Annotated in this window: 12 protein-coding genes; 11 read left to right on the top strand and 1 reads right to left on the bottom strand. The window is 70.4% G+C overall.

Annotation, left to right across the window (positions count from 1 at the left end; all coding sequences use genetic code 11):
• Nucleotides 1-102: 102 nt before the first annotated feature.
• From AC3WRT_RS16375 to AC3WRT_RS16355, 5 genes are all read left to right on the top strand, one after another.
• Entirely contained in the window at nucleotides 103-849 is a 747-nt protein-coding gene (locus AC3WRT_RS16375) for a purine nucleoside phosphorylase YfiH/LACC1 family protein (RefSeq protein ID WP_492723793.1), read from the top strand.
• A complete protein-coding gene (locus tag AC3WRT_RS16370; protein ID WP_492723791.1) occupies nucleotides 846-1,574 on the top strand; it encodes a YggS family pyridoxal phosphate-dependent enzyme in 729 nt (242 codons plus the stop codon). The genes AC3WRT_RS16375 and AC3WRT_RS16370 overlap by 4 nt, the downstream gene beginning before the upstream one ends.
• 40 nt (nucleotides 1,575-1,614) lie before the next feature.
• Nucleotides 1,615-2,097 (top strand): cell division protein SepF, encoded by a 483-nt coding sequence (locus AC3WRT_RS16365; RefSeq protein WP_492723789.1) that lies wholly within the window; start codon nucleotides 1,615-1,617, stop codon nucleotides 2,095-2,097.
• 101 nt (nucleotides 2,098-2,198) lie between these two features.
• A complete protein-coding gene (locus AC3WRT_RS16360) occupies nucleotides 2,199-2,483 on the top strand; it encodes a YggT family protein (RefSeq protein WP_492723787.1) in 285 nt (94 codons plus the stop codon).
• Between the two features lie 128 nt (nucleotides 2,484-2,611).
• Nucleotides 2,612-3,871, top strand: coding sequence for a DivIVA domain-containing protein (locus AC3WRT_RS16355; RefSeq protein ID WP_492723786.1), 1,260 nt, complete (start codon nucleotides 2,612-2,614; stop codon nucleotides 3,869-3,871).
• Between the two features lie 149 nt (nucleotides 3,872-4,020).
• On the opposite strand, the gene AC3WRT_RS16350 is transcribed toward AC3WRT_RS16355, so the two are convergent.
• Nucleotides 4,021-4,491 carry a hypothetical protein gene (locus tag AC3WRT_RS16350; RefSeq protein ID WP_492723784.1) on the bottom strand — a complete coding sequence of 157 codons (471 nt, stop codon included), beginning with the start codon at nucleotides 4,489-4,491 and terminating at the stop codon, nucleotides 4,021-4,023.
• A 46-nt stretch (nucleotides 4,492-4,537) separates the two neighbouring features.
• On the opposite strand from AC3WRT_RS16350, the gene AC3WRT_RS16345 reads away from it, so the two are divergent.
• The 6 genes from AC3WRT_RS16345 (at nucleotide 4,538) to AC3WRT_RS16320 (ending at nucleotide 12,495) form a co-directional block, all read left to right on the top strand.
• Nucleotides 4,538-5,032 (top strand): TraR/DksA family transcriptional regulator, encoded by a 495-nt coding sequence (locus AC3WRT_RS16345; RefSeq protein WP_492723782.1) that lies wholly within the window; start codon nucleotides 4,538-4,540, stop codon nucleotides 5,030-5,032.
• Between the two features lie 80 nt (nucleotides 5,033-5,112).
• Nucleotides 5,113-5,733 (top strand): signal peptidase II, encoded by a 621-nt coding sequence (gene lspA / locus AC3WRT_RS16340; RefSeq protein ID WP_492723778.1) that lies wholly within the window; start codon nucleotides 5,113-5,115, stop codon nucleotides 5,731-5,733.
• The gene (locus tag AC3WRT_RS16335; RefSeq protein WP_492723776.1) at nucleotides 5,726-6,658 is read left to right on the top strand and encodes an RluA family pseudouridine synthase; all 933 of its coding nucleotides are present in this window, start codon (nucleotides 5,726-5,728) and stop codon (nucleotides 6,656-6,658) included. The genes lspA and AC3WRT_RS16335 overlap by 8 nt, the downstream gene beginning before the upstream one ends.
• A gap of 149 nt (nucleotides 6,659-6,807) precedes the next feature.
• Nucleotides 6,808-10,401, top strand: coding sequence for a DNA polymerase III subunit alpha (gene dnaE / locus AC3WRT_RS16330; protein ID WP_492723774.1), 3,594 nt, complete (start codon nucleotides 6,808-6,810; stop codon nucleotides 10,399-10,401).
• Nucleotides 10,401-11,519 carry a winged helix DNA-binding domain-containing protein gene (locus tag AC3WRT_RS16325; RefSeq protein ID WP_492723772.1) on the top strand — a complete coding sequence of 373 codons (1,119 nt, stop codon included), beginning with the start codon at nucleotides 10,401-10,403 and terminating at the stop codon, nucleotides 11,517-11,519. Before dnaE ends, AC3WRT_RS16325 begins: the two co-directional genes overlap by 1 nt.
• A 1-nt stretch (nucleotide 11,520) precedes the next feature.
• Nucleotides 11,521-12,495: a pseudouridine synthase gene (locus AC3WRT_RS16320; protein WP_492723771.1), complete on the top strand. Its 975-nt coding sequence runs from the start codon at nucleotides 11,521-11,523 to the stop codon at nucleotides 12,493-12,495.
• Nucleotides 12,496-12,576 lie beyond the last annotated feature (81 nt).

Below are 12,576 nucleotides of genomic sequence, written 5' to 3'. Positions count from 1 at the left end.
GGCGGGAGACGTCATGCGCCTCCCGCCCGTCCGTGCGTGTCGGCCGGCGCCCTCTGTGCCCGCTGGCGGGGCGCCTCCGCGACAGCGGGATAGGTTGTCACCGTGTTCTACTGGCGCACCTCCCCTCATCCCGGCCATGACGGCGACGCCGTTCAGCTCGCCTTCACCGGCCGGTCCGCCGGGCGGGGGAGCGGGCCGTATGCCGGCCTCAACCTGGGTGGACACGTCGGCGACTCCGTCGCCGAGGTCGAGGCGAACCGCGAGGCGCTGGCCCGTGAGGTCGCCGTCCCGCGGGAGCGCCTGATCTTCATGAACCAGGTGCACGGCTGCGAGGTCCTCGAGGTCGACGGGCCGTGGGAGGGTGACCCTCCGCCGGTGGACGGGATTGTCACGCGCGCAACGGGGCTCGCCCTCGCCGTCCTCGTCGCGGACTGCGTCCCCGTGCTGCTGCACGACGCCGGCGCCGGTGTCGTCGGCGCCGTCCACGCCGGTCGCCCGGGAATGGTCGGCGGCATCGTCCACCGCGCCGTGACGGCCATGCGCGACCTGGGTGCGACCGCGCTGCAGGCCACGGTCGGACCGTCCGTCTGCGGCCGCTGTTATGAGGTCCCCGCCGCCATGGCCCGCGCAGCCGCGGACGTGGCGCCCGCAAGCGCCGGCCGCTCGTGGACGGGCACGTCCTCGGTCGACGTCGCCGCAGGAGTCGTCGAGCAGCTCGCCGCCGCCGACGTCGCGGTGCAGTGGGTGCCTGGCTGCACCCGGGAGAGCGGCGACCTCTACTCCTATCGTCGGGACGGGCGCACCGGCCGGTTCGCCGGCCTCGTCGCCCTCCGGGACGTGCCGTCGTGACAGCCGACGCGCAGGGTCGGCTCGTTCAGCTGCGTGACAACCTCGAGGCCGTCCGTGAGCGCATCCACAGAGGCTGCGCGCAGGCCGACCGGGACCCAGACGCCGTGACCCTCGTCGTGGTCACCAAGTTCTTCCCGGCATCCGACGTGCTGCTCCTCCACCGCCTCGGTGTCCGGCACTTCGGCGAGAACCGCGACCAGGAGGCGGCGGAGAAGTTCCGTGAAGCGCGCGACGCGCTCTCGCAGGCGGGGGAGCCGGACCTCGCCCTCCACTTCATCGGGCAGCTCCAGAGCAACAAGGCGGCCCACGTTGCGGGCTACGCCGACGTGGTGGAGTCCGTCGACCGGGCGAAGCTGGTCGGCGCCCTGGCCAGGGGTGCGCACGCCGGGGGGCGCCGTCTGCAGGTGCTGCTCCAGGTGAGCCTCGACGGGGACACCTCCCGCGGTGGTGTGCTGGCCCGGGACGCAGTCGCCTTGGCGGATGCCGTTGCGGCACAGGCTCTGCTGCAGCTTCGCGGTGTCATGGCCGTCGCACCCTTCGGGGCCGACCCCGACGAGGCCTTCGCGCACCTGCGCGAAGTGGCGGACGGCATACGTGCGCAGCATCCCGAGGCAGCGTGGATCTCGGCCGGCATGAGCGGCGACCTGGAGGCTGGACTGCGGCACGGGGCGACACACCTGCGTGTCGGTACGGCAATCCTCGGTTCACGCCCGTCACTTCTGTAACGTCGTCAACGATCACGATCCGACGTTCTGGGAGTTGGCCATGGCAGGGGCACTGCGCAAGACGATGGTGTACCTCGGACTCAGCGAGGAGGACCAGCGTCATGACCGTTACGACGACTACGACTCCTACGACGAGTCCGACCGCTACGACGACGAGACGGAGCACACTGCCGCCGTGACCCAGCTGCCCACCAAGCGCCCCGTCGCGGCCGTCGTGCGCGACGTCGAGGTCGGCTCGCTCAACCGCATCACGACGATCCACCCGCGCACCTACAACGAGGCCAAGAACATCGGCGAGTGGTTCCGCGACCAGGTGCCGGTCATCATGAACCTCAGCGACATGGACGATGCGGACGCCAAGCGCCTTGTCGACTTCGCCGCCGGCCTGGTCTTCGGGCTCCACGGCACGATCGAGCGCGTCACCTCCAAGGTGTTCCTGCTCTCGCCCGCCCACGTCGAGATCTCGGCGGACGAGCCGGAGGCTCCCACCGTCTCCACCCGCGGCTTCTTCAACCAGAGCTGACCCTGCACCGGCCGAGGCGACGAGCGGGACCCGGGTCCACCGCGAGGCCAAGAACGGACCCCCGTTCACACTCTCGGCCCGGATCAGGGACACTGGCCGACATGGATGCGTTCTGGACGGTCTACGGGGTGGTGGTCTTCACCTTCTTCATCGCACTCATCGGCCGCTTCGTGATCGACTGGGTCCAGGTGCTGGCCCGGTCCTGGCGGCCCTCGGGGGTCGTCCTCGTCCTGGCCGAAGCCGTCTACACCGTGACCGACCCGCCGCTTCGCGCCCTGCGCAAAGTGATCCCGTCGCCGAACCTCGGCGGCGTCCGCTTGGACCTCAGCTTCCTCGTCCTGATGTTGCTGACCTCTCTCGCTCTGAACGTGCCGAGCTTCTTCTGACCGATCGCGACAGCCTCACCCGTGACCGCGGGACAGGCGTCGCACCGACGGGCAAGCAGGGCTTTGGTTCGTGACCGGAACGTTAGATACCGTTGACCCGAACCATTACGTCTGCATCGAGGTGACACATGGCGCTTACGCCGGAACAGGTGCTCAACAAGCACTTTCAGACCACGCAGTTCCGTCGTGGCTACGAGGAGCGGGACGTCGACGACTTCCTCGACGAGATCGTGGCCGAGATGCGTTCGCTCATCGAGCAGCGTGACGACTACCTGAAGCAGCTCAACGACTGCCGCGCGAGCAAGAACCAGTCGGCCGTCCGAGCCGAAGCGGCGACGGCGGCCATGCCGGCCGTGGGCCGCCCCGGCGACGAGGCCAAGCTGGGCGGGCTCACTGCCAAGATCCAGGACGCCGAGCGGGCCTTCAAGGCCGCCAGCGACCGCGCCGCCAAGGCCAAGGCGGACGCCGACAACGCCGAGCGCCTCGCCAAGGAGCGCATCGAGAGGGCCAAGGCCGAGGTCGAGCGCGCCGAGGCCGCCGCAAAGTCGGCAGTCGACTCCCAGGCGCTCGACGACGCGCAGGCCAAGCTCAACAGCCTCAACTCCGAGGTCGCCGACGCCGAGGCCAAGCTGGCCAAGGCCCAGGAGAACGCCCGTGCCGCCGAGGAGCGTGCCGCCCAGGCGCAGTCCGACGCCGAGGCCGCCGCCGCCGAGGCTGCCCGCCTGCGCGAGGAGGCCGCGAAGGCCCCCGCTGCCGCTCCGGCCGCCGCAGCAGCCGCACCGGCGCCGACCCACGCGTCCGAGGGCACCCTCGATGCCGCTGGGGTCATCGCTCTCGCCCAGCGCCTGCACGACGAGCACGTCGCCGCCGGTGAGGCTCGCCGCGACGAGCTGATCTCCGAGGCAGAGAACCGCCACCGCGAGCTGATCGCCTCCGCCCAGGCACGTCACGACGAGCTGATCAACACCGGCCAGGACCGGCACGACCAGGTCACCAGGGAGGCCGAGGAGCTGGCGGCCGCCGCTGCCGCCCAGCGGGAGCAGATGATCAACGAAGCCACCTCGCAGCGCGACCAGATGATCGCCGAGGCGACCTCCCAGCGCGACCAGATGATCGCCGAGGCAGGTTCCAAGCGCGACGAGATGCTGACCGAGGCTCGCGAACGGGCCACCGGCATGGTCGCCGAGGCCCAGCAGAAGAGGGCCGCCGTACTCGAGGACCTGGACAAGCAGAAGGGCCTGCTCGACCGCAAGATCGCCGAGCTTCGTGGCTTCGAGAAGAACTACCGGTCCAACCTCAAGTCCTACATCGAGAGCCAGCTGCACGACCTGGACGGCGACGTCCAGGAGCCGGCCCACGCCGGTGCGGCAGAGGGCAACCAGGGCTGAGCGCCCACCTCACGCAGACGCCTGCAGGCCGTCCGGGATCCTCCCGGGCGGCCTGTGGTGCATCCGAGGGGCGAACACTTCGGACGGATCTGCGTTTCGCGTTTGTGCGGGGCCGGTGCGGGGCTTATTGTCAGCCCCACTTGTCAGCGTCAGCGCGTGACGACGGAGGGTGTGATGGCGACGAAGAAGACGGCAGCGGCGAAGACCGCAGCCAAACGGTCCGGCGCGAGCAGCACCACCGGTTCGGCCACGACGGCGGTGAAGCCCACGAAGACGACCGCAACGTCCACGGCGGCAAAGGTGACCACGAAGACGGCGGCCACGAAGACGGCGAAGGCGACCCCCGCCGCGACGGCCGCGTCGGCCAAGAAGGCCCCGCCGGCCAAGAAGGCCCCGCCGGCCAAGAAGGCCCCGCCGGCCAAGAAGGGCCCGCCCGCCAAGAAGGCCACGCCCGCCAAGAAGGCCGCATCCGCGAAGAAGGCCGCACCCGTGAAAAAGGCCGCCCCTGGCAAGAAGGCCGCCACGGCAACCCCCTCGACAACCAGGTCGACCACGACCCGGTCCCCGGCGGCGAAGAAGCCGGCCGCCACGACGCCCACCACGGCGGGTGCCAACGGCACCAGATCCGCCGCGGGGGCGCACGCCACTCCGACGAAGAAGGCAGCAGTGACGACCAGCTCCACCGCACCGCGCGCGACGGCCAAGAAGGCCGCAACCAAGAGCGCCGCGAAGAAGACCACCAGACCCACCAGCGCAAGCAAGATCGCCCAGAAGCTCAGGGTCAAGGACGACGAGAGCCCGTGGAGCGAGGAGGAGATCGGCGAGGTCCGCGGCGTGCTGCTCGAGGAGATCGAGCAGCACCGTGTCGAGCTCAAGCTGGCCGAGGACGAGCTCGAGGACCTGCTTCGGGCCACGGGCGACGGCGCCGGCGACGACCAGGCCGACGCAGGCGCCAAGACCGCCGAGCGTGAGCACGAGATCTCCGTGGCGGCCAACGCCCGGGCGAGCCTGCGCCAGGCCGAGCACGCGCTCGAACAGCTCGAGGCCGGCACCTACGGCATCTGCGAGAACTGCGGCAACCCGATCGGCAAGCTTCGACTTCAGGCCCGTCCCCGTGCGACCCTGTGCATGACATGCCAGGAGAAGCAGGACCGCCACTGACCCCCACGCACGCCACGTCGACCCCCCGCGCGGGGGTCGACGGCGTGTCCGCCACCGAGACCACCACAAGCACCGAGACCGTGAGTTCGACGACCACTGATCCACCCGAGCCGACCCGCCCCACGCCCCGCCGGCGCAAGCGGTTGTTCGTCGTCCTCGGTGTGGTCGCCGTCACGGCATACGTCACCGACCAGCTCAGCAAGATCGTCGCCCTCGACGTGCTCGGCGACGGCGAGCCACGCCCCTTCATCGGGGACACCATCCGGTTCAAGCTCATCGGCAACCCCGGGGCAGCCCTGTCGCTCGGGGCCGGAAACACGTGGGTGATGACCGCGATCGCGCTGGCGGTGCTCGTCGCCATCGTCGTCGTCGCCCGACAGCTGGGGTCGCGGGCGTGGGCCATCGCCCTCGGCCTGCTGCTCGGAGCGGCGATCGGCAACCTCACCGACCGGTTCGTCCGGCCGCCCGGCGGGGGTCAGGGCCACGTCGTCGACTTCATCGACTACAACCGCTGGTTCATCGGCAACGTCGCCGACATCTGGATCGTCTCGGCTGCCGCCCTCATCATCGTCCTGGCGTTGCTCGGCATCGGGGTCGACGGCCGACGTGACCGGGCCCGCGACCGCCGCGACCTCGGCGACCGCCGTGACCGCCACCGCGACGGTGAGCCGGCGCAGCAGGGAGAGGACGACGATGCCTGACGTGCGCACTGTGCTCGTCCCGGACGGCCTGGAGGGAGAGCGCGTCGACGCCGGCGTCGCCCGGCTCTTCGGGCTCTCCCGCACGAAGGCGGCCGACCTCGCGGCCGACGGCCACGTCGTTCTCGACGGCAAGGCGGTCGCGAAGTCGGAGCGGCTCTCGGCCGGCGCGATGCTCGAGGTGTCGCTGCCGCGGCCCGAGGAGCACCCGAGCCTGCAGGTCGTCGCCCAGCCGGTGCCCGGCATGTCGATCGTGCACGACGACGACGACATCGTCGTGGTCGACAAGCCGGTCGGCGTCGCCGCCCACCCGAGCGTCGGCTGGACGGGCCCGGACGTCGTCTCGGGGCTGGCCGCGGCCGGCTACCGGATCTCCACGTCGGGCGCACCGGAGCGCCAGGGCGTCGTGAGCCGCCTCGACGTCGGCACGTCGGGACTCATGGTGGTCGCGAAGAGCGAGTACGCATACTCCCGCCTCAAGCAGGCCTTCCGCAGCCGCACCGTGGACAAGACCTACCACGCCCTCGTGCAGGGGCTGCCGGACCCCGTCGTGGGCACCGTCGACGCGCCCATCGGGCGACACCCGGGTCACGACTACAAGTTCGCGGTCATGAAGTCCGGCAAGCCGTCGGTCACCCACTACGAGGTGATCGAGGCGTTCCGTCACGCCAGCCTGCTCGACATCCACCTCGAGACGGGGCGCACGCACCAGATCCGGGTGCACTTCGCGGCGCTGCACCACCCGTGCTGCGGCGATCTCACCTACGGCGCCGACCCGAAGCTGGCCGCGCGCCTGAAGCTCGAGCGCCAGTGGCTGCACGCCGTCGGGCTGGGCTTCGAGCACCCCGGGACGGGCGACTACGTCCATTTCGAGAGTCCCTACCCGCAGGACCTGCAGCGGGCCCTCGACATCGTCGCGACCTTCTGAGAACACCTGCCCGACCACCCCGAGGGGCCCGAGGACGTATGCCGTCCGGGCCCCTCGGTGCGTCCGCGGCCCACCGTCCGGGCGGCCCCCACGACACCCCGTGACGACACGCGCAGGAGTGTCGTCGGCGAGGCTTAGACTCGTCCACGATGTCGACCGAAGCCGCCCCGAGAAACGACCAGAACTTCGTGCACCTCCACGTGCACACGGAGTACTCCATGCTGGACGGGGCCGCCCGCATCGGGGACCTCTTCAGCGAGGCGGCGCGGATGGGCATGCCGGCCCTCGCGACGACCGACCACGGCTACGTCTTCGGCGCCTACGAGTTCTGGAAGAAGGCGCAGGGCACCGGGGTCAAGCCGATCATCGGCGTCGAGGCGTACATCACGCCCGGCACCCACCGCAGCGACCGCACCAAGGTCAGCTACGGCGACGGCGGCCGCGACGACGTGTCGGGCAGCGGCGCCTACACGCACATGACGATGCTGGCCCGCGACAACGAGGGCATGCACAACCTCTTCCGGATGAGCTCCATCGCGAGCCTCGACCAGGTCTACACGAAGTGGCCCCGCATCGACCGCGAGCTGCTGTCGACCTACGGCAAGGGCCTGATCGTCACGACCGGCTGCCCCTCGAGCGAGATCCAGACCAAGCTGCGCTTCGGGATGTACGACGAGGCGCGCGAGGTCGCCGGCGAGCTGCGCGACATCTTCGGCAACGAGAACGTCTACGTGGAGCTGATGGACCACGGCCTCGACATCGAGCGCCGCACCCAGAAGGACCTCATCCGGCTCGCCCGGGACCTCAAGCTCCCGCTCGTGGCCACCAACGACCTGCACTACACGCGGGCCGAGGACGCCAAGGCCCACGCGGCCCTGCTGTGCGTGCAGTCCGGCTCCACCCTGATGGACCCCAACCGCTTCAAGTTCGACGCCGACGACTTCTACCTGAAGTCTGCCCAGGAGATGCGCCACCTCTGGCGCGAGCTGCCCGAGGCCTGCGACAACACGCTGCTCATCGCCGAGCGCTGCGAGGTCTCCTTCACCGAGGGCGAGGGGCGCTACATGCCGCGCTTCCCCTGCCCCGAGGGCGAGAACGAGACGTCCTGGTTCATCAAGGAGGTCGAGACCGGGCTGCAGCGACGCTTCCCGGAGGGGGTGCCCGACTACGCCCGCAAGCAGGCGGCCTTCGAGGAGGAGGTCATCGTCTCCAAGGGCTACCCGGGCTACTTCCTCGTCGTCGCCGACTTCATCAACTGGGCCAAGCGCAACGGCATCCGCGTCGGGCCGGGCCGTGGCTCGGGTGCCGGCTCCATGTGCGCCTACGCCATGGGCATCACCGACCTCGACCCGATCCCGCACGGCCTGATCTTCGAGCGCTTCCTCAACCCGGAGCGCATGTCGATGCCCGACTTCGACGTCGACTTCGACGAGCGCCGCCGCGGCGAGGTGATCCGCTACGTCACCGAGAAGTACGGCGAGGAGCGGGTCGCGCAGATCGTCACCTACGGCACGATCAAGGCCAAGCAGGCCCTCAAGGACGCCAGCCGGGTGCTGGGCCACCCCTTCGCGATGGGCGAGAAGCTCACCAAGGCGATGCCGCCCGACGTCATGGGCAAGGGCATGCCGCTCGCCGACGTCTTCAAGCCCGACTCCAAGCGCTACAACGAGGCCGTCGACTTCCGGGCCGTGCACGACGAGGACCCTCAGGCCCAGGAGGTCGTCGCCACCGCGCTCGGCCTCGAGGGCCTCAAGCGCCAGTGGGGGGTGCACGCAGCGGGCGTCATCATGAGCAGCGAGCCGCTCGTCGACGTCATCCCGATCATGCGCCGCCTGCAGGACGGCCAGATCATCACGCAGTTCGACTACCCCAGCTGCGAGAACCTCGGCCTCGTCAAGATGGACTTCCTCGGGCTGCGCAACCTGACAATCCTCGACGACGCCATCGAGAACATCAAGCTCAACCGCGACGAGGACATCGACCTCGACGCCCTCTCCAAGGACATGACCGACCGGGCGACGTACGAGCTGCTGGGGCGCGGCGACACGCTCGGCGTCTTCCAGCTCGACGGTGGCGGCATGCGCGCACTGTTGCGCCTGATGCAGCCGGACAACTTCGAGGACATCTCGGCCGCCCTCGCGCTCTACCGACCCGGCCCGATGGGCGTCAACGCGCACACCAACTTCGCGCTGCGCAAGAACGGCAAGCAGGCGCTCACCCCGCTCGACCCGAAGCTGGAGGGCAAGCTCCAGCCGGAGATGGTGCAGGCGCTCGACCCGATCCTCGGGATGACCTACGGCCTGGTCATTTACCAGGAGCAGGTCATGGAGATCGCCCAGAAGCTGGCGGGCTACACCCTCGGCAACGCCGACCTGCTGCGCCGGGCCATGGGCAAGAAGAAGAAGGAGGTGCTCGACGCCGAGTACGTCCCCTTCTCGACCGGCATGAAGGCCCAGGGCTTCAACGAGGCCTCGGTCAAGGCGCTGTGGGACGTCCTGGTCCCCTTCTCCGACTACGCCTTCAACAAGGCGCACACGGCGGCCTACGGCCTCGTCTCCTACTGGACGGCCTACCTCAAGGCCAACTACCCGGCCGAGTACATGGCGGCGCTGCTGACGAGCGTGCGCGACGACAAGGACAAGTCAGCGCTCTACCTCAACGAGTGCCGGCACATGGGCATCAAGGTGCTGCCGCCCGACGTCAACGCGTCGATCGCCAACTTCGCGGCCGTCGGCACCGACATCCGCTTCGGCCTGGCAGCCATCCGCAACGTGGGGCTCCCGGTCGTCCAGGCGATCATCAAGGCTCGTGACGACAAGGGGGCCTTCGCCTCGTTCAAGGACTTCCTCTCGAAGGTGCCGGCCGTCGTCTGCAACAAGCGCACGATCGAGTCGCTCATCAAGGGTGGCGCGTTCGACTCTCTCGGCGAGAGCCGGCGCGGCATGGTCGAGGTCCACGAGCGCTACATCGACGCGCTCATCGAGGTCAAGAAGCAGGAGGCGATCGGCCAGGACAGCCTCTTCGGCAGCTTCGGTGACGACGCCGCCGACAGTGGGCAGCAGGGCCCGGGCGCGTTCGACGGGCTGCCCCCGGTCCCGCCGCTGGAGTGGGACAAGGCGACCCTGCTGTCGTTCGAGCGGGAGATGCTCGGGCTCTACGTCAGCGATCACCCGCTCTTCGGCATCGAGCACATCCTGGCCACGCATGCCGACACCTCGATCGCGGCCCTGATGGGCGACGAGCCCAAGGCCGACGGCACCCCGGTCACCGTCGCCGGGCTCATCACGAGCCTGCAGCTCAAGCGCACGAAGAAGGGCGACCTGTGGGCCATCGCGACCGTCGAGGACCTCGACGGCGCTGTCGAGTGCCTCTTCTTCCCGTCCGCCTACATGACGTACTCCACGATGCTCGCCCAGGACACCGTGTGCGCGGTCAAGGGTCGCATCAGCGCCCGTGACGACTCGATCTCGATCTTCGCGCAGGAGCTGACGATCCCGGACATCAAGGAGGGGCCGCGGGGCCCGGTCGTGCTGACGCTGCCGCTCGGGCGGGCGACGCCGGCGGTCGCAGAGAGCCTCAAGCGCGTCCTCGGGGAGCACCCCGGGGCCACGGAGGTCCAGGTCAAGCTGACCCAGCCCGGGCGTTCCGTGCTCATGTCGCTCGACGACTCGCTGCGCGTCACTGCCACGTCCGCGCTCTTCGGCGACCTCAAGGCCCTGCTCGGTCCGGCCTGCCTCAGCTGATGCACGAGGCGGACCGTCGCCGGCTGCGCCGGGCCCGGGTGGCTGCGCTCGGGCTGGCTCGATCGCCCGGTGGCGGCGCCGCACCGTGCTCGGCCCTCGAGGTCGCCCGCGAGCTCGGGGCCCTGCAGGCCCAGGACTATGGCAGCGGTGCGTGGTCCCTCGGCGTCCGGTCGGGCCTGACCCTCGAGCAGGTCGAGCAGGCGGTGCGCGACCGCGAGGTCGTACGCACCTGGCCGATGCGCGGCACGATCCACTGGGTGCCGGCCGAGGACGCCCGCTGGATGTGCGAGCTGCTCGCCGCCCCCCGGAGCACGACGCTCGCCAGCCGGTTCGCCCAGCTGGGGCTCACCGAGGCCGATGTCGATCTCTCCGGTTCGCTCTTCGAGGAGCATCTGCGCGAGCCGATGAGCCGTCCGGACGTGGCAGCGATGCTGGTCGAGCACGGCATCGACCCGACCGGTCAGCGCAACTACCACCTCATCGGCCACCACTGCATGTCCGGCCTTATCTGCCAGGGCCCGTTGATCGGGCGGCAGCCGAGCTTCGTCCTCATCGACACGTGGGTTCCCCAGTCGCGCAAGCCTCCTCGCGAGGAGGCCCTGGCGACCGTGGCCGAGCGCTACGTCCGCAGCCACGGGCCCATCACCGAGAAGGACCTCGCCGGCTGGCTGCTCAAGCCGCTCGGCCTGACCCGCGAGGCCCTCGCCCTCGTCGAGCAGCGGCTCGTGCGCGAGGACCTCGACGGCCAAACGTGGATCACGCACGTCGAAGCGCGCCCCGTCCCGGACGGGCCCGGCGGCGTTCTGCTGCTGCCCCAGTGGGACGAATTCCTCCTCGGCTACAAGTCGCGTGACGTAGCCCTTCCGTCCGAGCACTTCGTCAAGGTCGTGCCGGGCCGCAACATGGTGTTCAAGCCGACGCTCGTCATCGACGGCGAGGTCGCGGGCACGTGGCGACGGGGCCAGCGGCGGGGGCGCGTGCTCGTCGAGGTCCAGCCGTTCGCACAGCTCTCGACCCGGCGGTGGCGTGAGGTCGAGTCGGCGGCCGCTGGCTACGGATCCTTCCTGGATGCGGAGACCGAGGTCGTACGCGTCGAGCCGGCAGACAGGGCGCCCTGAGTTGGCACGGGGACCCATTCCGGCGTCGCCCCTGCCGCCGCGCCACGGTGTCGACGCCCAGCGCTTCCGGATGCCGCAGGACGGCCCGTGGGGCTCGCTCCGCGACCACCTCGTCGACCGGCTCGCGCCGGGGCTCACCGCGGCCGAGGTCGACCGAATGCTCGGGACCGGAGAGTTCGTCGACGCATCCGGCCGCCCGGTCCCTGCCGACGCCCCGTTCGTGCCGCAGTCGGCCGTGTGGGCGCACCGCGACCTGCCGATCGAGGCGCCACACCCGGAGGAGCCGGTCGTCCTGCACCGCGACGAACGGGTCGTCGTCATCGACAAGCCCCACGACATGGCGACGATGCCGCGGGGCCGGCACGTCGTGCAGAGCGCCCTCGCGCGAACCCGGGTCCTGACGGGCGAGGGACGCCTCACCCCGGCCCACCGGCTCGACCGCCCGACGGCGGGGGTGCTGATGTTCACGACTCAGCAGCGGTGGCGCGGCGCCTACCAGCGGGTCTTCGCCGACGGGCTGGCGCACAAGGAGTACCTCGCGGTGGCACCGGTGCGCGAGGGCCTCGACCTGCCGCTGCTCCGTCGCACCCATCTCGTCAAGGAGCACGGCACGCGCCAGGCCCGCGAGGTGGCCGGGGCTGAGCCCAACGCCGAGACCCTCGTCGAGCTGCTCGACACGGCGGCCGGCGCGGGCCCGGCAGGGGAGCCGCTCGGGCTCTACCGCCTGACGCCGCGCACCGGTCGCACGCACCAGCTGCGGTGCCAGCTGAGCGCGCTGGGGATCCCCATCGTCGACGACCCCCTCTACCCCGTCGAACGCGACGTGCCCCTCGACGACTTCACCCGGCCGCTCCAGCTGCTGGCGGCAGTACTCGCCTTCGACGACCCGGTCGACGGCACGCCACGGCGTTTCGTGACGCGCCGCCGGCTGGCCGCCTGGGCCGGAACGTCGCCGGACGCCACCCCGGAGAGCTGAGGTCGACGGGGGCACCGGCGACTCGTCGTCACCGGCCGTTCAGCAACCCGTGGCCGTCTCGACGAGCGCACCCGCGGGCTC

The sequence above is a fragment of the Terrabacter sp. FW104-15G4B genome (genome assembly GCF_058790095.1).
The sequence above is the reverse complement of the archived record's forward strand: the minus strand, read 5'-3'. Positions and strand labels throughout refer to the sequence as shown.

Coding starts and splice junctions, on each gene's coding strand:
- AC3WRT_RS16355 (WP_492723786.1), top strand. CDS start 2,612: ATGGCGCTTACGCCGGAACAGGTGCTCAACAAGCACTTTCAGACCACG.
- AC3WRT_RS16335 (WP_492723776.1), top strand. CDS start 5,726: ATGCCTGACGTGCGCACTGTGCTCGTCCCGGACGGCCTGGAGGGAGAG.
- AC3WRT_RS16365 (WP_492723789.1), top strand. CDS start 1,615: ATGGCAGGGGCACTGCGCAAGACGATGGTGTACCTCGGACTCAGCGAG.
- AC3WRT_RS16360 (WP_492723787.1), top strand. CDS start 2,199: ATGGATGCGTTCTGGACGGTCTACGGGGTGGTGGTCTTCACCTTCTTC.
- dnaE (WP_492723774.1), top strand. CDS start 6,808: ATGTCGACCGAAGCCGCCCCGAGAAACGACCAGAACTTCGTGCACCTC.
- AC3WRT_RS16325 (WP_492723772.1), top strand. CDS start 10,401: ATGCACGAGGCGGACCGTCGCCGGCTGCGCCGGGCCCGGGTGGCTGCG.